Here is a 20,072-nt window from a genome sequence, read left to right as displayed (position 1 = left end):
ATCCAACATGCAAAAGTTTGATACCAAGACCTTCCAGGGCCTGATCCTGACATTACAGGATTATTGGGCTCGCCAGGGCTGCACCATTGTTCAACCATTGGACATGGAAGTCGGCGCAGGCACTTCACATCCTATGACCTGCCTGCGGGCACTGGGGCCGGAGCCAATGGCCGCCGCCTATGTGCAGCCTTCTCGTCGTCCGACCGATGGGCGCTACGGCGAAAACCCGAACCGCTTACAGCACTATTACCAGTTTCAGGTCGTCATTAAGCCATCACCGGACAATATTCAGGAGCTGTACCTCGGTTCTCTGAAAGAACTGGGTATGGACCCGACCATTCACGATATCCGTTTCGTGGAAGATAACTGGGAAAACCCAACGCTGGGCGCATGGGGCCTGGGTTGGGAAGTCTGGCTGAATGGTATGGAAGTCACGCAGTTTACCTACTTCCAGCAGGTTGGTGGCTTGGAATGTAAACCGGTGACCGGTGAGATTACCTACGGTCTGGAACGTCTGGCGATGTATATTCAGGGCGTTGATAGTGTTTACGATCTGGTCTGGAGCGATGGCCCGTTAGGTAAAACCACCTACGGCGACGTGTTCCATCAAAACGAAGTCGAGCAGTCGACCTACAACTTTGAACACGCTGATGTCGATTTCCTGTTCAGCTGTTTCGAGCAATATGAGAAAGAAGCGCAGCACCTGCTCGCGCTGGAAAAACCGCTGCCTTTGCCAGCTTACGAACGCATTCTGAAAGCGGCGCACAGCTTTAACCTGCTGGACGCGCGTAAAGCGATCTCGGTTACCGAGCGCCAGCGCTACATCCTGCGTATTCGTACCCTGACCAAAGCGGTTGCGGAAGCCTATTATGCCTCTCGTGAGGCATTGGGTTTCCCGATGTGTAATAAGAAAGAGAGCTAAGAGGCAGCCATGACTGACAAGACTTTTCTGGTGGAAATTGGCACGGAAGAGCTGCCGCCGAAGGCTCTCCGTAATCTGGCAGAATCCTTTGCCGCGAATTTCACGGCGGAGCTGGATGCTGCCAATCTGGCGCACGGTGACGTAAGCTGGTTTGCTGCGCCGCGCCGTCTGGCGCTGAAGGTTGCACGCCTAAGCGCTTCCCAACCCGATCGTGAAGTAGAAAAACGCGGTCCAGCGATTTCCCAAGCGTTTGATGCGGAAGGTAAGCCGACAAAAGCGGCAGAAGGCTGGGCGCGTGGCTGTGGTATCACCGTTGAGCAAGCTGAACGTTTGACGACCGACAAAGGCGAGTGGTTGCTGTATCGCGCCCACGCTAAAGGCGAACAGGCACAGGCACTGCTGGCTGGCATGGTAAGCACTGCATTATCGAAGCTGCCGATTCCAAAATTGATGCGCTGGAGCGACAAAGAAACCCAGTTTGTACGTCCGGTGCATACCGTGACTATGCTGTTGGGTGAGGAATTGATACCCGGTCAGGTATTGGGTATCGATTCCGCTCGTACTCTTCGCGGCCACCGCTTTATGGGTGAAGCTGAATTTACGATCGACAATGCAGAGCAGTATCCACAGATTCTGCTGGAACGCGGTAAAGTCGTCGCCGACTACGATGCGCGTAAAGCGAAAATCAAAGCTGATGCAGAAGAAGCCGCACGCAAGATTGGCGGTAATGCCGATCTTAGCGACAGCCTGCTGGAAGAAGTCACCTCGCTGGTGGAATGGCCGGTGGTACTGACCGCGAAATTTGAAGAAAAATTCCTCGCCGTACCGTCCGAAGCGCTGGTTTACACCATGAAAGGTGACCAGAAGTATTTCCCGGTTTATGATAACAGCGGCAATCTGCTGCCGAATTTCATCTTTGTTGCCAATATTGAATCCAAAGATCCACAGCAGATTATCTCCGGTAACGAAAAAGTGGTGCGCCCACGTTTGGCTGACGCCGAGTTCTTCTTCAATACCGACCGCAAGAAGCGTTTGGAAGATCACTTACCGCGTCTGGAAACGGTTTTGTTCCAGCAGCAACTGGGTTCATTGCGTGACAAAACTGACCGCATTCAGGGGCTGGCAGGCTGGGTTGCTGGCCAAATTGGTGCTGACGTGAACCACGCAACGCGTGCGGGTCTGCTGTCCAAGTGCGACCTGATGACCAACATGGTGTTCGAATTCACCGACACGCAGGGCGTGATGGGGATGCACTATGCGCGTCATGATGGTGAAGCCGAAGATGTTGCTGTTGCGCTGAATGAGCAGTATCAGCCGCGTTTTGCGGGTGATGAACTGCCGTCTTCTGCGGTGGCTTGTGCGCTGGCGATTGCCGACAAAATGGATTCGCTGGCAGGGATTTTTGGCATCGGCCAACATCCAAAAGGTGACAAAGATCCATTTGCACTGCGTCGCGCAGCCCTCGGCGTGCTGCGTATTATTGTCGAAAAACGTCTGCCGCTCGATTTGCAGACGCTGACCGAAGAAGCGGTACGTTTGTATGGCAGCAAGCTGACTAATACCAAGGTTGTGGATGACGTGATTGAGTTTATGCTCGGTCGTTTCCGTGCCTGGTATCAGGAAGAAGGGCACAGTGTGGATACCATTCAGGCGGTATTGGCGCGTCGTCCAACTCGTCCGGCTGATTTCGATGCCCGCGTGAAAGCCGTTAGCCACTTCCGTTCGCTGGATGCAGCAGCGGCGCTTGCAGCAGCTAACAAACGCGTTTCCAACATTCTTGCTAAGTCTACCGATACGCTGAATGAGAGCGTCAACGCTGCCGTATTGAAAGATGCGGCGGAAATTACGCTGGCAACGCACCTTGTCGTGCTGCGTGACAAACTGACGCCGCTGTTTGCCGAAGGCCGCTATCAGGAAGCGTTGGTTGAGCTGGCCTCGCTGCGCGAACCGGTCGATGCATTCTTCGATCAGGTGATGGTCATGGCGGAAGATGAGCAGGTGCGTGTGAACCGCCTGACGCTGCTGAGCCAACTGCGAGAGCTGTTCTTGCAGGTTGCGGATATTTCCGTTCTGCAATAACGATAACTGCGTCATTGTCATCTTAGCCCCCGAATAGGTTCTCCTATTCGGGGGCTATTTTCTTCTCATTCCAGAACGCCCACCTATAGCCGCCCCGTGTATCTCGAGACTTAAACAGTCGGTATTCGTTGTAAGAGCTGGCCTTTTTCTACACAGCAAGCCCGATTCGACTATGCTTATATCGTAGAAAATCTTGTCATGGAAAATCCGTCGTCAGCGTGTTTTTGTCTAAATAAAGCACGGCTGGCGGGGCAGTAAGCATAACAGGAGTAGGGAATGAGAAGGCTGATGACGTACCGTTCACGCTGGCTGCTGCCAGTTCTGGTTATTCTGGCGGCATTACAGCTTGCTGCCTGCGGTGATAGTGAGGCCGACCAGCGCAAGGCATTCATTGCATTTCTGCAAAGCGCACAGTCGCAGCAGGATGGGACGCTGCCCGCATTGACGGAAGAGCAGAAGAAGAGTTTTGGCAATTTTGCCAACGATTATGCGATTTTAACCACCTTTTCTCAGCAGTTTAATCAAGCCGTATCCGGCAGTCTGACGCCGATGCTGGGGCAAATTTCCCGTATTCGTGTCCCTAAAGACTATCTGACACAGCGTGATGCGCTCAGGCAATCTGTTGGAACCATGAGCCTGTTGGCGCAGCATGTTCAGGCGGCAAAAGCGCAGGCTGACAATGCCCACCGTACGTTAAAGCAGCCCGAAGAGGTGCAAATTCCTTATGAGCGGCTCTATGCGAGCACGGTAATACAGCCGACGAATGCGTTGTTACCTGTTATTCCTGGCGCCACATCGTTTGCACAAAGCCTGATTCAGGTTGGTGATTTCCTCCAGGCTCAGGGCGATCAGGCCGTATTTAACGGCGCATCTGTCCAATTCCGCACCCCACAGCAGGCGGCGCAATATAACAGTATGGTGGCGGCATTACCTGTGCAGCAACAGAATGTGATGAATGCGCTCAGAGGGGTAAATGGCGTGAATTATCCCTAATAGCCTCTTGGCGAGTCGATATTAGCGGGTAGGTATTCTGGATAAAATGAGTGTGACGGACGAGAGGAGAAAAATAAATTGTGATTTGAATCACATAAATAAAACAAACATGACCACTTAAAGTGTGATGCAAATCACATATAAGACGCTGTATTTGTCTACGAATCTGTTTAGTTTTTCATTTTTAACGTTTTTTTGTGAAGTAAATCACCTATTTGTATCGTTGATGTAGGGTGGTTGTGTGATTTTTGTCACGTTCCTGCCATGAGGTTGCGGTATGAAAACAGCGTGTTAGAGTCCGCGCTGCATACAGTAATAATGACGGAAATATTTTTGTGGCAATCGGTGTTTTTATAACAGCTGAGCTTTCGGTAACCGTCGATATCTCGGTAAAAATAAGACTGTCGGTTGTTGCTAACCATCGCTGCGACTAACACACGTTGCCACGCCGTCTCACGATAATTACCACGCGCTCTTATTGTCAGCGCGTTTCAATAGGGGTGTGTTTTTATGCTTTCACCAGATATTAAGATCAAAGTGCAAAACTTTGGTCGCTTCCTCAGTAATATGGTGATGCCCAATATTGGCGCATTTATCGCCTGGGGTATTATTACCGCGCTGTTTATCCCTACCGGCTGGATTCCCAATGAAACCTTGGCGAAGCTCGTCGGCCCGATGATTACGTATTTGCTACCATTGCTGATTGGTTATACTGGCGGACGTCTGGTATTCGGTGAGCGTGGTGGTGTCGTGGGTGCAATTACGACGATGGGTGTGATCGTCGGAACCGACATCCCGATGTTCCTCGGTGCCATGATTGTGGGCCCGCTGGGCGGCTGGACGATTAAACGTTTTGACCGCATGGTCGACGGTAAAATCAAGAGCGGTTTTGAAATGCTGGTCAACAACTTCTCTGCCGGTATTATCGGTATGTTGTTGGCAATTCTGTCGTTTTTGGCAATTGGTCCGCTGGTTGAAGTCTTCTCTCAGGTGCTGGCTTCCGGCGTTAACCTGATGGTACAGAACAACCTGTTGCCGTTTACGTCCATCTTCGTTGAACCAGCGAAAATTCTGTTCCTGAACAACGCGATTAACCACGGTATCTTCTCTCCACTGGGTATTCAGCAGGCGACGGAAACCGGCAAATCTATTTTCTTCCTGATCGAAGCGAACCCAGGTCCAGGTATGGGCGTGCTGATGGCTTATATGTTCTTCGGGCGTGGTAACGCGAAAGAATCAGCACCGGGTGCGGCGATTATCCACTTCCTGGGCGGGATTCACGAAATCTACTTCCCTTATGTCCTGATGAATCCGCGTCTGATTATCGCGGTGATTCTGGGCGGGATGACTGGCGTGTTTACGCTGAGCGTACTAGGCGGTGGCTTAGTTTCTCCAGCCTCTCCGGGCTCCATTCTTGCAGTGCTGGCGATGACACCAAAAGGTGCTTACTTCGCTAACCTGGCGGCGATTGCAGCGGCTTTCGCGGTGTCCTTCATCGTGTCGGCGATTTTGCTGAAAAGCACCAAGCAAAAAGAAGAAGACCTGGGCGATGCGACGCGTCGTGTGCAGGAAATGAAAGCGTCTTCTAAAGGTGCAGCGACTAACACGGGCGTCAGCGGTGATATGAGCACCGTGCGTAAAATCATCGTAGCGTGTGATGCTGGTATGGGTTCCAGCGCGATGGGTGCTGGCGTGTTGCGTAAGAAAGTTCAGGATGCTGGGCTGACCAACATTTCGGTGACCAACAGCGCGATCAATAGCCTGCCGGACGATGTCGATCTGGTGATTACGCACCGCGATCTGACTGAACGCGCTATGCGCCATGCGCCGCAGGCACAGCACATTTCTCTGACCAACTTCCTTGATAGCGGTCTGTATAGCGATCTGGCTGCTCGTCTTGTGGCAGCGCAGGGTGCCGCGCAGCCTGAAACCGTCGCGACGCCTGCATCCGCTGTAGTCGACACGCAGACGAACCTGTTCCAACTGGGGGCGGGTAACGTGTTCCTGAATCAGCATGCGACACACAAAGAGCAGGCAATTCGTTTCGCCGGCGAGCAACTGGTGAAAGGCGGCTACGTCGAGCCTGCGTATGTTGAAGCCATGCTGGAGCGTGAAAAGCTGACCTCCACTTATCTGGGCGAGTCGATCGCCGTGCCGCACGGTACGATAGAAGCGAAAGACCGCGTGTTGAAAACTGGCGTTGTCTTCTGCCAATATCCTGAAGGCGTTCGCTTTGGCGATGAAGAGGATGAGGTTGCGCGTCTGGTTATCGGTATCGCTGCCCGTAACAACGAACATATTCAGGTCATCACCAGCCTGACCAATGCGTTGGATGATGACGCGGTTATTGAACGTCTGGCACACACGCAGGACGTTCAGGAAGTACTCGACTTACTCTCCGGTAAAAAGAGTGCCTGATTAATTTGGCTAGTGCCGCCTTCGGGCGGCCTCTTTTTATGTCTTTTTAAGGTTACGTCTCATGAAAGCATTACATTTTGGCGCGGGTAATATTGGCCGCGGGTTTATTGGGAAATTGCTGGCGGATGCCAACGTCGAACTGACATTTGCTGACGTCAATCAGCCGCTGTTAGATGCCCTGAACAGTCGTAAAAGCTACGCGGTGCGGATTGTCGGTGATAACACGCAGGTTGATACCGTCAGCAACGTTAGCGCCGTTCACAGCGGCAGTCAGGATGCTGTCGCGCTCATTGCCGTGGCCGATTTGGTGACGACCGCTGTGGGGCCACAGATTCTGGAAAAAATCGCCGGAACTATCGCTCAGGGGCTGGTTAAGCGTCACGAAGACGGCAATATCCGGCCGTTGAACATTATTGCCTGTGAAAATATGGTGCGTGGCACCAGCCAGTTAAAACAACATGTACTGAAACTGCTGCCGGAAGGCCATCAGGAATGGGTGGTCGAGCATGTGGGATTCGTCGATTCCGCCGTAGATCGCATCGTTCCCCCTTCCGAAGTCGGTAGCGATGATGTTCTGGCGGTGACGGTAGAAACCTTCAGCGAATGGATCGTCGATAAAACCCAGTTCTGCGGTGAGCCGCCAGCGATTCCCGGTATGGAACTGACCGACAATCTGATGGCGTTTGTCGAGCGTAAACTGTTCACACTTAATACCGGCCATGCGATTACGGCCTATCTCGGTCAGCAGGCGCGCCATCAAACGATCCGCGATGCAATTCTTGACCCGAAAGTCAGAGCCGTGGTCAAAGGTGCAATGGAAGAGAGCGGCGCGGTACTCATCAAGCGCTACGGTTTTGATGCGGATAAGCACGCTGCCTATATCAACAAAATTCTCAGCCGCTTTGAAAATCCCCATTTGCATGATGATGTCGAACGCGTTGGTCGTCAGCCGCTGCGTAAGCTGAGTGCAGGAGACCGTCTGATCAAGCCGCTGCTGGGAACGCTGGAATACCATTTACCGCATGACAACCTGATTACCGGTATTGCCGCGGCGATGCATTATCGCAGCGAACAAGATCCGCAGGCGCTGGAACTGGCTGAGTTAATCCACACCCAGGGCGTGCAGGCGGCGTTGGTGCAGATTTCTGGTCTGGATGCCGACAGCAAGGTTGTCGCGCAAGCAGTGAATGTGTATAACGCCATGCAGTAATCGGCGCGTCTCGTCACCAGGCAAGTGTGGTCTTTTCGACACGGTGTAAAGGTATACGGGCGACGTCGGGGATGCGATGTCGCCACACCTGCCGGTAAGCATGCTACCGAGATGGGTATGCTGTGTGCGGGTTTAAAGGGTCGAGAAGTGACGATGGAAGAAACACAGGCGTTTGAAAACCGGGTTCTGGAAGCGCTGAACTCAGGGAAGACAGTGCGCGACTTTATGCTCTGTGCCGTTGAATTACTGGCTGAAGCGGTCAGCATCCTGATGTTGCAGGTGTTCCGTAAAGATGATTATGCGGTGAAATATGCCGTTGAACCTCTGATGACGGGCACGGGGCCACTGGGCGACCTTTCCGTGCGCCTGAAACTGATTTATGGCTTGGGAATGATCAGCCGTAAAGAGTACGAAGATGCGGAACTGTTGATGGCGTTGGGAGAAGAGCTAGCGCATGACGATCGGCATTATCGTTTTACCGATGATGAAATTCTGGGGCCTATCGGTGAGCTGCACTGCGTTGCTGCGTTGCCCACAGAACCCGCTTTGCCGCCCGTAGTAGAAGCTGCCGATCCACTTCTGGTGAGCATGCAACAGCAGCGTTACCAGCAGATGGTACGTTCTACACTGGTTTTATCTCTGACTGCATTGATTGCGCAAATCAGTCTGAAAAAGGCGTTTTAGTCCCATTCAGCGATATCACGCTACATTAACCTGTCAGGTGTTTATATTCGTCATACTTCAAGCTGACTGGTCTTTCAACAACTCGAATTATTTAGCGTATAGTGTATGCTGTGCCCCGCATTATTCTCCCGTTATATAGGTTATCTTTTATGAAAGAGCAGGAAAAAGCAGAGATCAAACGTCTTAGCGACCAATTGGATAAGCTGACGCATAAGCAGACTACGCTGCTGGCACAAGGTGATGCCGAAGCTATCGCACTCAATCTGGAAGCTTGCGAAAAGCTTACGGCTGAGATTGAGCGCCTGCGTAACGTGAGAGAACAGAAACTTAGCAAAGAAGCGCAGAAACTGGCGAAGCTGCCTTTCAACCGTGCGATTACCAAAAAAGAGCAGGCTGATATGGGGACGTTGAAGAAGAGCGTTCGCGGTTTGGTGATTGTGCACCCGATGACTGCACTCGGGCGTGAAATGGGCTTAAAAGAGATGACAGGTTACGCGCCGAAATCGTTCTGAGGCCTTTTCTCTGCGTAGACAGAGGATACTGGATTAATTGCAAAGCCCCTGCTTAACAGGGGCTTTGTCGTTTTTGGTGCTCTGCGATTTTTACTATTAGCGCGGCGCGTGCAGATGGTGTGTTTGGTTGGTAAACGCGATACCGGCCGGTGTGTCATCATGCTGTGCGTTGGCCAGACGGAAGACGGAGACGGCCTGCTTCAGCAGTCTCGCCTGCTCTTCCAGCGAATCGGCGGCCGCAGAGGATTGTTCAACCAGCGCGGCGTTCTGCTGCGTAGTGCTGTCCATCTCCACAATCGCCTGGCTAACCTGACTGATTCCCCTGCTTTGCTCATCTGATGCGGTGGCAATTTCACCCATGATGTCATGCACCTGCGTGATCGAGGTGACGATATCGTTCATGGTTTTGCCCGCATTGCCGACCAGTGTCGCACCGCGTGATACTTGATTAACCGATTCAGAGATCAGGTCTTCAATTTCCTTCGCAGCCTGAGAACTGCGCTGAGCTAAACTACGGACTTCGCTGGCGACAACGGCAAAGCCACGGCCTTGCTCACCAGCACGGGCGGCTTCTACCGCGGCGTTCAATGCCAGAATGTTAGTCTGGAAGGCGATGCTGTTGATGACGGACGTAATTTCCGCGATACGTTTGGAGCTGTTCTCAATTGCCGTCATGGTTTGCACCACGTTATTCACCTGTTCGCCACCCTGTTTCGCGGTGTGGGAAGCGCTGATGGCCAGTTTGTTGGCGTGGTGTGCGTTGTCTGCATTTTGCTTAACCGTTGCGGTGAGTTGCTCCATGCTGGCGGCAGTTTGTTCAACGGCAGCGGCCTGTTGCTCGGTACGTGAAGATAAATCTGTATTGCCTGCGACGATCTCGCCAGATGCGTTAGAAATCTGGCTGACGCCGACGCGAATGTCATCGATCATATTGTGCAGGTTGTCATTCATTTTCGACATTGCACTCATCAACTGACCCAGTTCATCTTTGCGGGTAGTGTTGATGGACATGGTGAGATCGCCTGTTGCTATTTTTTCAGCCATGCTCAGCGTGCTGCCCAGTGGCGTGGTGATTTGACGCGAAATAAACCAGGAAATCAGCAGGCCAAGCAGCAGCGTAATCAGTGCCGCGATGCTCATTTGCAGCGTGGCGTTGTGAATATCGGCCTGTGAGGCAGCAAGCTGATCGCTCAGCAGGGATTTAACCACGATGTTCAACTGCTCGGCGACAGTCTGCATTTGCCCCGCCTGCGCCATTTCCTCCTGATAGGCTGGCATATAGGCCAGAACCTGCTCTTCATAGTTGTTCATGATTGTCATAACTGGTGCCAGCGTGTCACGCTGTTCGGCAGACAGACTCTGATACAGGAAGGTCAATGATGTTTGTGCCGTGTTGATGGCATCCGTCAGTTTTTCTTCGGATTCTTTATTGGTAGAAAGTAATAAACCACGAACGTGGTAGCGGACGGCAATCAGTTTTTGGTTCAGGTCTGAAAGTAATAATTGCAGGTTTGTACTGTTGTTGTCTGTCTTTAATTGATCGTTGAGCTCTTGTAGGGGTTTTTCCGTGGTTGAAATATTCCAGCTCTTTCTTACAGTATCCTTTTTGCTCACGGCATTAATATAATTATTTTGTTTTTCCTGATAGCTGGTAATTAATGTGGGGATGCTGGCTATTTTCTTGGCGTCGCTTTCAGGCCAGTGAAATTCTTTTGCTTTTTCAGCGAGTTTACTGACGCTGGTAATATGCTCAATGTTCCTTTTTATATCATCTGGGTTATAAGTGGTGCCGTATAATGCGCGGTAATATTTAGCCTGGTTAATTTCATCATTGATATTGTTGCTTAAATTAACTTTATCAATACTGTCTTTCAGCGAGCTGATATGCATAATGCCCGCGCCGGCAATCACCATGGTCATCAGCAGAATCAGGAAAAAGCCCAATCCTAATTTTTTACCGACTTTTAGATTGTCAAAATTCATAGCCATCACATCCCACCACTATATCGTATTGAGTCGAATTCACTATCCTGATGCACACTTGCTTAGCGGTGTTAGCATCTCGGATTACCACTTACCAAGCTTATCCCTGCAAAACAGCATGATAAAAATCCGCAGTAGATATCGGCACTTTACTCTGAAACTTTATGCGCCAATGAGCGAGGATAGCCAGCGTACATGAGGCTCGACGTCCAGGAGGGATAATAAAAAACTGGAATAACAGGCTGTTATTCCAGTTTATATTCAAACGCAGAAGAGGCCTGATGGTATCAGGCACTCAGCGGTTTTATTTTTTTGCGCTAGCGAAACGAGCAGCGGCTTCGTCCCAGTTCAATACGTTCCAGAATGCTTTAGCATAAGCTGGACGAAGGTTCTGATATTTCAGGTAGTAAGCGTGTTCCCATACGTCCAGACCGACGATTGGGTAGCCAGATGCACCAGAAACGGCTTCACCCATCAGCGGGCTGTCTTGGTTTGCAGTCGATACGACAGCCAGTTTGCCGTCGTCTTTCAGTACCAGCCACGCCCAGCCAGAACCGAAGCGGGTTGCTGCTGCTTGCTCAAATTTCTCTTTAAACGCGTCAACGCTACCGAAATCACGCTCGATGGCGGCTTTCAGATCGCCAGTCAGCGTCGTGCCTACTTTCAGGCCTTTCCAGAACAGGCTGTGGTTAACGTGACCACCCGCGTTGTTACGCAGTGCCGTTCTTTTCTCCGCAGGAACGTTATCCAGTTGAGCGATCAGCTCTTCAGCAGACAATTTAGCCAGTTCAGGCAGAGATTCCAGCGCGGCGTTAGCATTATTGACGTAAGCCTGATGGTGTTTGGAATGGTGAATTTCCATCGTTTCTTTGTCGAAATGCGGTTCCAGTGCGTCATAAGCATAAGGCAGCGATGGCAGTGAATAACTCATGTTTAGCATCTCCATGGTAAAAAAAATGTTACGGCACTGTGTTGTTAGTGCCGCGTAAGCAATACCTTCATTATAGTTAATTAAATGATATTGAAAATGATTATTCTCGAATGGGTGGCATGAATCAGATTGCTTTACTTCATGATAACAAACGCTTATGTCGTTATTGCACTATGTAAAAACAAATTAATCTATACCGTCGTGCTTCAAATTGCTTGTCCACTGGCGGCGAGCCATCGCGATCCTAACGGTAATGGCTTATGCGCTTAGACGTTGCGGATGCGTGTAAATGGTCGCATGCCCTGGTCGACAAAACCCCACCAGCGTCAGGTTGCAACGTTGTGCAACGTCAACGGCCAGTGAGGTGGCTGCCGAGACAGCAAACAGGATTTCCACCCCACACATGGCAGATTTTTGTACCATTTCATAGCTGGCTCGGCTGGAAACCAGCGCGGCACCCTGTTGCCATCCTTGTTTTGCTCGGGTGCCAAGCAATTTATCCAGTGCGACATGGCGGCCAACATCTTCGCTCCCGCCTGACAGCGCGCCGTCTGGCGCTATCCAACTGGCTGCATGGGTACAGCCTGTCATCTGGCCGATCTTTTGTACATCGCGCAGTCGCACCAGTGCGTTTTCAAGTTTGCTGAGGGAAAATGTCTGGGTGAAGGGCAGAGGCATCACTGGTTTGCCGATTTCTGCAAGCTGCTCTACGCCACATACGCCGCAGCCTGTGCGGCCATCCATTGCCCGACGTCGTTCTTTTAGCCCGGCAAAGCGTCGGCTGGAAAGCTCAATCTGCACTTCGATGCCGTTACAGGCGGCCTGTACATCAATGCCGTAGATATCTGCGGGTGATTGGATAATGCCTTCAGATAAGGAAAACCCGAGAGCGAACTGTTCCAACTCTTTTGGTGAAGCCATCATCACAACATGTGAGATGCCGTTATAAACCAGCGCAACGGGCACTTCTTCCGCTAGCCAGTCAGGTTGTGGCTGGTGTAGCGAATCGGGATGATAGACCGAATGTTGCGTTGCGCCCTCGAGGGCCGTATCTGCGCGTAAATGCACCTCTTCCACCTGAAATACCTGCATGTTAGTAACCCTGGAAATTAAAAGTATTATTTCACCGCGCCTGAAGGGATGCGACTTTTTCTCGTAAGAAACTGTGCGTCAACTCGAAGAGTTGCCTTCTTCTCTGGCCGAATCCTGTCGCTAACTCCATACCCCGTATAGGCTTAATGTAACGGTTTACTGTTTGCCTCTTTTTTCACTGCGGCCTGGCCGCTCACCCGGAACTGAAAAGGAGACTGAAATGGCGCACGATAATCTCGAAGGCCGATCTGCATCTGGCGAAATCGGCTCTCTTAATCTGAAAAAACGCTATGACAATTTTATCGGCGGAGCCTGGATTCCACCTGATGCGGGTCAGTATTTTGTCAATTTAACGCCAGTAACGGGTCAACCGATGTGTGAGGTAGCCAGCTCGACAACGCGAGATATTGACCATGCGTTGGATGCTGCTCACAAAGCAAAAGCGCAATGGGGTGGCCTGTCGGTGCAGGAACGGGCGCTGGTGCTTAACCGCATCGCTGACCGAATGGAACAAAATCTTGAGCGGCTAGCGCAGGTAGAAACTTGGGATAACGGTAAACCGATACGTGAAACCAGCGGGGCGGATGTGCCGTTGGCGATTGACCACTTCCGCTATTTTGCGGCCTGTATCCGCGCGCAAGAGGGGGCGATCAGCGAAATTGATGGTGATACCGTAGCCTATCATTTTCATGAACCTCTCGGTGTGGTTGGACAAATCATTCCCTGGAATTTCCCGCTGCTGATGGCCTGTTGGAAGATGGCACCCGCGCTGGCCGCGGGTAACTGTATTGTGCTGAAGCCCGCCAAACTGACGCCGATGTCGGTGCTGGTTTTGATGGAGCTAATTCAGGATCTGTTGCCGCCGGGTGTCATTAATGTCGTTAACGGGTCGGGAAGCGAAATCGGTGAATATCTGGCGACGTCGAAACGCGTCGCGAAAGTTGCCTTCACTGGGTCGACCGAAGTAGGTCAGCAGATCATGAGCTATGCGGCGCAGAATGTGACGCCGGTGACGCTGGAGCTGGGCGGCAAGTCGCCAAATATCTTCTTTGCCGATGTGATGGATAAGGAAGACAGCTTCTTTGACAAAGTGCTTGAAGGTTTCACGCTGTTTGCCTTCAATCAGGGAGAAGTCTGCACCTGTCCGAGTCGTGCGCTGGTGCAGGAATCGATCTACGATCGCTTTATGGAGCGGGCAATCAAGCGCGTTGAGGCGATCCGCATCGGCAACCCGCTGGACAGCAGCACCATGATGGGTGCACAGGTGTCAGCAGGCCAGCTTGATACCATCCTTAACTATATTGATATCGGTAAGAAAGAGGGCGCACGGGTGCTCACGGGCGGCCAGCGTAAGGCGATGTCGGGTGGTCTGGCGGAAGGTTACTATCTGGAACCGACGATATTGTTCGGTAAAAACAGTATGCGCGTCTTCCAAGAGGAAATTTTCGGTCCCGTATTGGCGGTAACGACGTTCAAGACGATGGAAGATGCGTTGGAGATCGCCAACGATACAGAATACGGTCTGGGTGCGGGTGTGTGGAGCCGTAACGGCAATATCGCTTACCGAATCGGGCGCGGCATTCAGGCTGGTCGCGTCTGGACCAATTGCTATCACGCCTACCCGGCACATGCCGCGTTTGGGGGCTACAAGCAGTCTGGTATCGGGCGTGAAAACCATAAAATGATGCTGGAACACTATCAACAAACCAAGTGCCTGTTGGTAAGTTACTCTGATAAGCCGATGGGGCTGTTCTAACAGCATACTTCCTTAAAACCTTGCGCGCTTGCCACCGTAGGCGCGCATAGCTTAACTCAACACCGTTTTCCGTATTAAGCCGTCCTTACACTAGGATTTGCCCGGTTGTTATAGCTGATGATTGATAGTTGATTGTGTCAGCGCTTAACAACGGCTACGCTGTTTTGAATAGCGCTTTGCTTTCAAGAGGTTGTGCATGACGGATAAGATCGGCTGGATTGATAACCTGCGGGCGCTGGCCTGCATGATGGTCGTTCTGATTCATAGTACAACCTACTATATTACCGCGGGGGGCATGCCGGGCGATGGACATTGGGATGTGGCGAATGTTCTGAACTCTGCGTCGCGCGTCTGCGTCCCGCTGTTTTTCATGATCTCGGGATACTTATTTTTTGGTGAACGCAGTGCGGGGAAGAAGCATTTCCTGCGTATCGGTTTATGCCTGCTTTTTTATAGTACGGTCGCGCTGATCTATATTGCGACACTCACACCGATTAATGGCCTGAACTCATTACACCATGCGTTGCAAAAACCGATCTTTTATCACTTATGGTTTTTCTACGCCATTATCGTGATTTATCTGCTTTCCCCACTGATTACAGTCAAGCCAATATCGGGCAAATATGTGGTTGTCTTGATTGTTTTATTGGCTGTTGTCGCTAATCCCAATACGGGGCGGGTGGGGTTTGAAGGCTTTAAATTACTGCCTGTTAATCTCTATATTTACGGCGATACGTTTTACTACGTGCTGTATGCCGCGCTGGGACGAGCGTTGGGCATGTTGGATGTACCAAAGAAAGTCGTGCTTGCTGCTATCCCCTTTTTCATCGTGTGTGTCGCATTGGTGGCGATGGGAACGAAGCACCACACATTGTTGAACGATACGTTCACTCAGACGTTTTATATCTACTGTGGTCCGTTGGTGTTTCTGGCTGCGGTCAGCCTACTGGTGGTGTTTAAGCATTACTTTAGCCAGCGGATTTTACCGGGTTTTGCTACGATTTCGCGCCATTCTCTGGCGATTTACGGCTTCCACGCGTTGATTATTCATTATTTGCGTACGCATGATGTGGCGCTGCCATCTCACCCGGTTCTCGATATTTTCTATGTCTTCGCCGTTGCGCTGGTGGCAAGCCTGCTGCTTTCGATGGCGCTACAGAAGATTGATGTGCGTCGCTGGGTGAGCTGACGATGAGCCCGGTGCACCGGACTCATCGTGTTACATCAGTGGGCTAAGCTGTTGGTAGAGCGATTTAAATGTGCGCCGCCGTTCGGCATAGTCGGCGTGGCGCTGAGCATCCGGCTGATGAACCTGCTCCAGCGGTAGCGGCGGCAAGAGCTCTGCCAGTGGCGTATGCGGATGCATGGCGATTTGTGCCAGACGTGCAGCACCTAGCGCCGGGCCGACATCCCCTCCTGTGCGGTACTCCAGCGTTTGGCCGCTGATATCCGCCAACATTTGCCGCCAGTAGGCGCTGCGTGCACCACCGCCAATCAGCGTGATGCTATCGGGATTTAGCCCCGTCATATGCAGTGCGTCCATTCCATCGGCAAGCGCAAACCCCACGCCTTCCAGTACCGCTTTTGCCAGTTCCGGGCGACCGTGTTGATGGGTGAGCCCCCAGAATGCGCCTTTGGCATCGGGATTATTGTGCGGCGTGCGTTCACCGGATAAATAGGGCAAGAACCACACTGGCGTGATGGCATTATCGGTTGGTGTCGAGGCGATTTCTTGCAACATTGCGGACACGCTCTCGGCCTGTGTCAGGCGAGCGACCCAATCCAGGCAGGATGCTGCGCTTAACATCACGGACATCAGGTGCCAGGTATTTGGTAACGCATGGCAGAAGCTATGAACGGCATGCTGCGGATTGCTGAGAAAACCGTCGCTAACGGCGAAGTAAACGCCAGATGTGCCGAGAGACAGCATGGCCTGTCCAGCTTGATATAGGCCAACGCCAATTGCACCTGCTGCGTTATCCCCACCGCCAGCAATAACGGGGACGCGCTCCATGCCCCAGCGGCTGGCGATATCATGCCGCAGATAACCCGTAATCTGGCTGCCTTCATACAGCGTGGGCATATGCTCGCGGTTCAGCTCACAGGCTTCCAGCAGGGTGTCGCTCCAGTCTCGTTTGGCGACGTCCAGCCAAAGGGTGCCAGCTGCATCTGACATATCACTGGCAAACTCCCCTGTTAGGCGCCAACGCAGATAGTCTTTTGGCAGCAAGATCTTGTCAATTTGGCGAAAGATAGCGCTTTCGTTTTCCTGTACCCATTTCAATTTGGGTGCGGTAAAGCCTGGCATCATCAGGTTGCCGGTAATCTGGCGCGATGTAGGCACCAACTGTTCCAGCGTTCGACATTGAGCCGCGCTACGTCCGTCATTCCAGAGAATTGCAGGGCGCAGCACGTTCTGGCGGGCATCTAATAAGGTGGCCCCGTGCATTTGCCCGGTCAGACCTAACGCTGTCACGGCGTGAAGGCTGTGCATTGTCGCCAGCGCCTGTAGTGCCTGATCGGTTGCTTGCCACCAGTCTTCAGGCGCTTGCTCCGACCAGAGCGGGTGCGGACGCGAAATGCTCAACGCCGCGCTATGGCTGGCAATCACTTTTCCAGATTCATCCAGCAGAATGGCTTTCACACCGGACGTACCCAGATCAATACCGATATACATAGTGGCTCCTGATAAGCCTCTGCGACAGGGGATAGCCTGCCGCAGTAGGCAAGCGTACCGTTTTAGCCAAATAGATGGCGGTTAACCAGATTTTCCAGCAATTCTTGCTGGCCACTCTGGTGCTGTGGTGCCAGTTGGTGGCTTTCCGCATAGTGGGCGAGTGATTCCAGCGAGGCCTTGCCTTGCAGAATTTGCTGACCCAGCTCTCCGTTCCATCCCGCATAGCGTTTAGCAACAAGCTGATTGAGCTTATCATCTTCAATCATTCTGGCAGCAGCCTTGAGCGCTAATGCCATCGTATCCATCGCGCCGATATGCGCATGGAAAAGGTCATAGCGATCGGTGCTCTGACGACGAACTTTGGCGTCAAAGTTCAAGCCACCCGTCGTAAAGCCGCCCGCTTTGAGAATCTCATACATGATCAGCGCGTTCTCTTCCACGCTGTTAGGGAACTGATCGGTGTCCCAGCCAAGCTGCGGGTCGCCACGGTTCGCATCGACCGATCCGAAAACGCCGAGCGCGACAGCGGTGGCTATCTCATGGTGGAATGAATGACCCGCCAGCGTCGCGTGGTTGGCTTCAACGTTGACTTTAATCTCTTTTTCCAGCCCAAACTGTTTAAGGAAGCCATAAACAGTGGCGACATCATAATCGTACTGGTGTTTGGTCGGTTCCTGTGGTTTTGGCTCGATGAGCAGCGTGCCCTGAAAACCGATTTTGTGTTTATGCTCGACGACCATCTGCATGAAGCGGCCGATCTGTTCACGTTCCTGGCGCAGGTCGGTATTGAGCAGCGTTTCATACCCTTCGCGCCCACCCCACAGTACATAGTTTTCACCGCCCAGTTTTTGGGTGACGTTCATTGCGGTGAACACCTGTGTGGCCGCCCAGGCAAACACATCTGGGTCGGGGTTGGTGGCCGCGCCTGCGCCATAACGGGGGTTAGTGAAACAGTTGGCGGTACCCCACAGCAGCTTCACACCACTAGCCTGCTGCTTTTCCGCCAGCACATCGGCGATCGCTGCAAAGTTATGTAGATACTCTTTCAGTGAGTTCCCCTCTGGAGCGACATCGACGTCATGAAAGCAGTAGTAAGGCACGCCCAGCTTTTGAAAGAATTCGAACGCGATGTCCGCCTTGCGCTTCGCCAGCTCCATCGCATCGCCTGATTGTTGCCACGGCCGGGCAAAAGAGCCGACGCCGAACATATCTGCGCCGTTCCAGCAGAACGTGTGCCAATACGCGACAGCAAAGCGCAAATGGTCCGCCATACGTTTACCGAGAATTTCCTGATCGGGATTGTAGTGACGAAAGGCGAAGGGATTATCGCTTTGGCTACCTTCATAACGGACTTTTTCGATCTGTTCAAAATAGGCTTGCATCGTTAACTCCTTAGAAACCACCCGGACGGAAGAGGCGGGAATGGGATTAATTTTCGGAGCAGATGAAGGTTTCCTCAATTACGTTATTTCACACTGAAATTCAGAGAATTATTAAATGTGCGCTGTGTCGCAAAAATGATGGCGTTTTAATCTGAATGCGCGCCGCAATAAGTAACAACATAAAAATGTAGCTCAACAATAAAATATGACCCGTATCAAAAAATGGGAATTAAACCAAAAAACATAATTGGAGGATAAAAATCTGTAATTGATGGGGGCATGTTTAGCGACAATACTCATCTGGCTATTGCTATTGGAGTCTTAGGCCCTGCATCTTAAATAAAAAAAGGTACGCTATGATGAAAGTTAAACATTTTTTACTCTCAGCTTGTGCCGTATTCACTTTAGCTTGTCAGCCCGGATTCGCGAAAGATGTTAAAATAGGCATGGCGATTGATGACTTACGTCTTGAACGCTGGCAAAAAGATCGCGATCTTTTTGTTGAACAAGCCAAAAAACAGGGTGCTGATGTGTTTGTTCAATCGGCAAACGGCAATGAAGCCACGCAAATTTCTCAGATAGAAAACATGATTAATCGTGGTGTCGATGTATTGGTTATTATTCCTTATAACGGCCAGGTACTTGGCAATGTTATTGCGGAAGCAAAGCGTGAAGGAATAAAAGTGCTTGCTTACGATCGCATGATTAATAATGCAGATGTGGATTTTTATATTTCATTTGATAATGAAAAGGTTGGCGAACTACAGGCGAAATATCTCGTCGATAAGGTGCCCGGCGGGAACTACTTCTTAATGGGCGGTTCACCTGTTGATAATAATGCGAAGCTGTTTCGCCAGGGGCAAATGAAAGTGCTCACGCCGCTGATCGAAAGCGGAAAAATCAAAGTGGTCGGCGATCAATGGGTCGATGCCTGGTTACCGGAGAATGCGCTGAAAATTATGGAAAATGCGCTAACGGCGAACAGCAATAAGATTGACGCGGTTGTCGCGTCGAACGATGCCACGGCGGGCGGCGCGATTCAGGCGCTTGCCGCACAGGGACTGGCTGGGAAAGTTGCCATTTCCGGTCAGGATGCCGATCTGGCGGCAATCAAACGTATTGTGGCAGGCACGCAAACCATGACGGTCTATAAACCGATCAGCAAGCTGGCGAAAGATGCTGCGGATATCGCCGTGGCGCTGGGTTCCGGTAAAGCACCTGAGTCTAATGCTAAATTAAACAATGGGTTGAAAGACATTCCTTCCTTCTTGCTCACGCCGATTCCCGTCGATAAATCCAATATCGACTCCACCGTCATTGCTGATGGCTTCCACAAAAAAGCGGATGTGTATTAACACACGTCGCAGCCACTAGATTTCAGGATGCAGGAAAGACGTTCATCGAGCCACGACACGAGGTTGTGGTTCGCCACT

Annotated in this window: 15 protein-coding genes; 10 read left to right on the top strand and 5 right to left on the bottom strand. The window is 51.5% G+C overall.

The features are described from left to right. Positions 1–7: 7 nt before the first annotated feature. The 7 genes from glyQ (at position 8) to E2566_RS20935 (ending at position 8,818) form a co-directional block, all read left to right on the top strand. Positions 8–922, top strand: a complete 915-nt coding sequence (gene glyQ / locus E2566_RS20965; protein ID WP_010286428.1) for a glycine--tRNA ligase subunit alpha — start codon at positions 8–10, stop codon at positions 920–922. Positions 923–931: 9 nt separating this feature from the next. Then, entirely contained in the window at positions 932–3,001 is a 2,070-nt protein-coding gene (gene glyS, locus E2566_RS20960; protein ID WP_107169305.1) for a glycine--tRNA ligase subunit beta, read from the top strand. 276 nt (positions 3,002–3,277) lie between these two features. Then, positions 3,278–3,994 (top strand): DUF3053 domain-containing protein, encoded by a 717-nt coding sequence (locus tag E2566_RS20955; protein ID WP_240958790.1) that lies wholly within the window; start codon positions 3,278–3,280, stop codon positions 3,992–3,994. 510 nt (positions 3,995–4,504) lie between these two features. After that, positions 4,505–6,412, top strand: a complete 1,908-nt coding sequence (locus E2566_RS20950; protein WP_107169303.1) for a PTS mannitol transporter subunit IICBA — start codon at positions 4,505–4,507, stop codon at positions 6,410–6,412. 61 nt (positions 6,413–6,473) lie between these two features. Continuing rightward, on the top strand, positions 6,474–7,622 hold the full coding sequence (locus E2566_RS20945; protein WP_107169302.1) for a mannitol-1-phosphate 5-dehydrogenase: 1,149 nt from the start codon (positions 6,474–6,476) through the stop codon (positions 7,620–7,622). A 111-nt stretch (positions 7,623–7,733) separates the two neighbouring features. Beyond that, the gene (locus tag E2566_RS20940; protein WP_205543228.1) at positions 7,734–8,306 is read left to right on the top strand and encodes an MltR family transcriptional regulator; all 573 of its coding nucleotides are present in this window, start codon (positions 7,734–7,736) and stop codon (positions 8,304–8,306) included. 149 nt (positions 8,307–8,455) lie between these two features. After that, positions 8,456–8,818 (top strand): YibL family ribosome-associated protein, encoded by a 363-nt coding sequence (locus E2566_RS20935; protein ID WP_107169301.1) that lies wholly within the window; start codon positions 8,456–8,458, stop codon positions 8,816–8,818. A gap of 96 nt (positions 8,819–8,914) precedes the next feature. Here E2566_RS20935 and E2566_RS20930 read toward each other — a convergent pair whose 3' ends face one another. The 3 genes from E2566_RS20930 to fdhD all read right to left on the bottom strand — a co-directional run bounded on the left by E2566_RS20930 (position 8,915) and on the right by fdhD (position 12,824). Then, the gene (locus E2566_RS20930) at positions 8,915–10,807 is read right to left on the bottom strand and encodes a methyl-accepting chemotaxis protein (protein WP_107169300.1); all 1,893 of its coding nucleotides are present in this window, start codon (positions 10,805–10,807) and stop codon (positions 8,915–8,917) included. Positions 10,808–11,105: 298 nt separating this feature from the next. Further along, entirely contained in the window at positions 11,106–11,732 is a 627-nt protein-coding gene (sodA, locus tag E2566_RS20925; protein ID WP_039533059.1) for a superoxide dismutase [Mn], read from the bottom strand. Between the two features lie 258 nt (positions 11,733–11,990). Beyond that, positions 11,991–12,824 carry a formate dehydrogenase accessory sulfurtransferase FdhD gene (gene fdhD / locus E2566_RS20920; protein ID WP_107169299.1) on the bottom strand — a complete coding sequence of 278 codons (834 nt, stop codon included), beginning with the start codon at positions 12,822–12,824 and terminating at the stop codon, positions 11,991–11,993. 220 nt (positions 12,825–13,044) lie between these two features. Between fdhD and exaC the strand changes: the two genes are divergently transcribed. Together exaC and E2566_RS20910 are read left to right on the top strand one after the other, a co-directional pair. Continuing rightward, positions 13,045–14,580, top strand: a complete 1,536-nt coding sequence (gene exaC, locus E2566_RS20915) for an acetaldehyde dehydrogenase ExaC (RefSeq protein WP_107169298.1) — start codon at positions 13,045–13,047, stop codon at positions 14,578–14,580. Positions 14,581–14,776: 196 nt separating this feature from the next. Further along, positions 14,777–15,769 (top strand): acyltransferase, encoded by a 993-nt coding sequence (locus E2566_RS20910; protein WP_107169297.1) that lies wholly within the window; start codon positions 14,777–14,779, stop codon positions 15,767–15,769. 30 nt (positions 15,770–15,799) lie between these two features. Here the strand turns inward: E2566_RS20910 and xylB are convergent, their stop codons facing one another. Beyond that, entirely contained in the window at positions 15,800–17,257 is a 1,458-nt protein-coding gene (gene xylB, locus E2566_RS20905; RefSeq protein ID WP_107169296.1) for a xylulokinase, read from the bottom strand. A gap of 62 nt (positions 17,258–17,319) precedes the next feature. Beyond that, positions 17,320–18,639 (bottom strand): xylose isomerase, encoded by a 1,320-nt coding sequence (gene xylA, locus E2566_RS20900; RefSeq protein ID WP_107169295.1) that lies wholly within the window; start codon positions 18,637–18,639, stop codon positions 17,320–17,322. Between the two features lie 359 nt (positions 18,640–18,998). On the opposite strand from xylA, the gene xylF reads away from it, so the two are divergent. Further along, on the top strand, positions 18,999–19,994 hold the full coding sequence (xylF, locus tag E2566_RS20895) for a D-xylose ABC transporter substrate-binding protein (RefSeq protein WP_048258294.1): 996 nt from the start codon (positions 18,999–19,001) through the stop codon (positions 19,992–19,994). Positions 19,995–20,072: the final 78 nt, after the last annotated feature.

The organism is Pectobacterium punjabense (genome assembly GCF_012427845.1).
GTDB classification, from domain to species: domain Bacteria; phylum Pseudomonadota; class Gammaproteobacteria; order Enterobacterales; family Enterobacteriaceae; genus Pectobacterium; species Pectobacterium punjabense.
The sequence above is the reverse complement of the archived record's forward strand: the minus strand, read 5'-3'. Positions and strand labels throughout refer to the sequence as shown.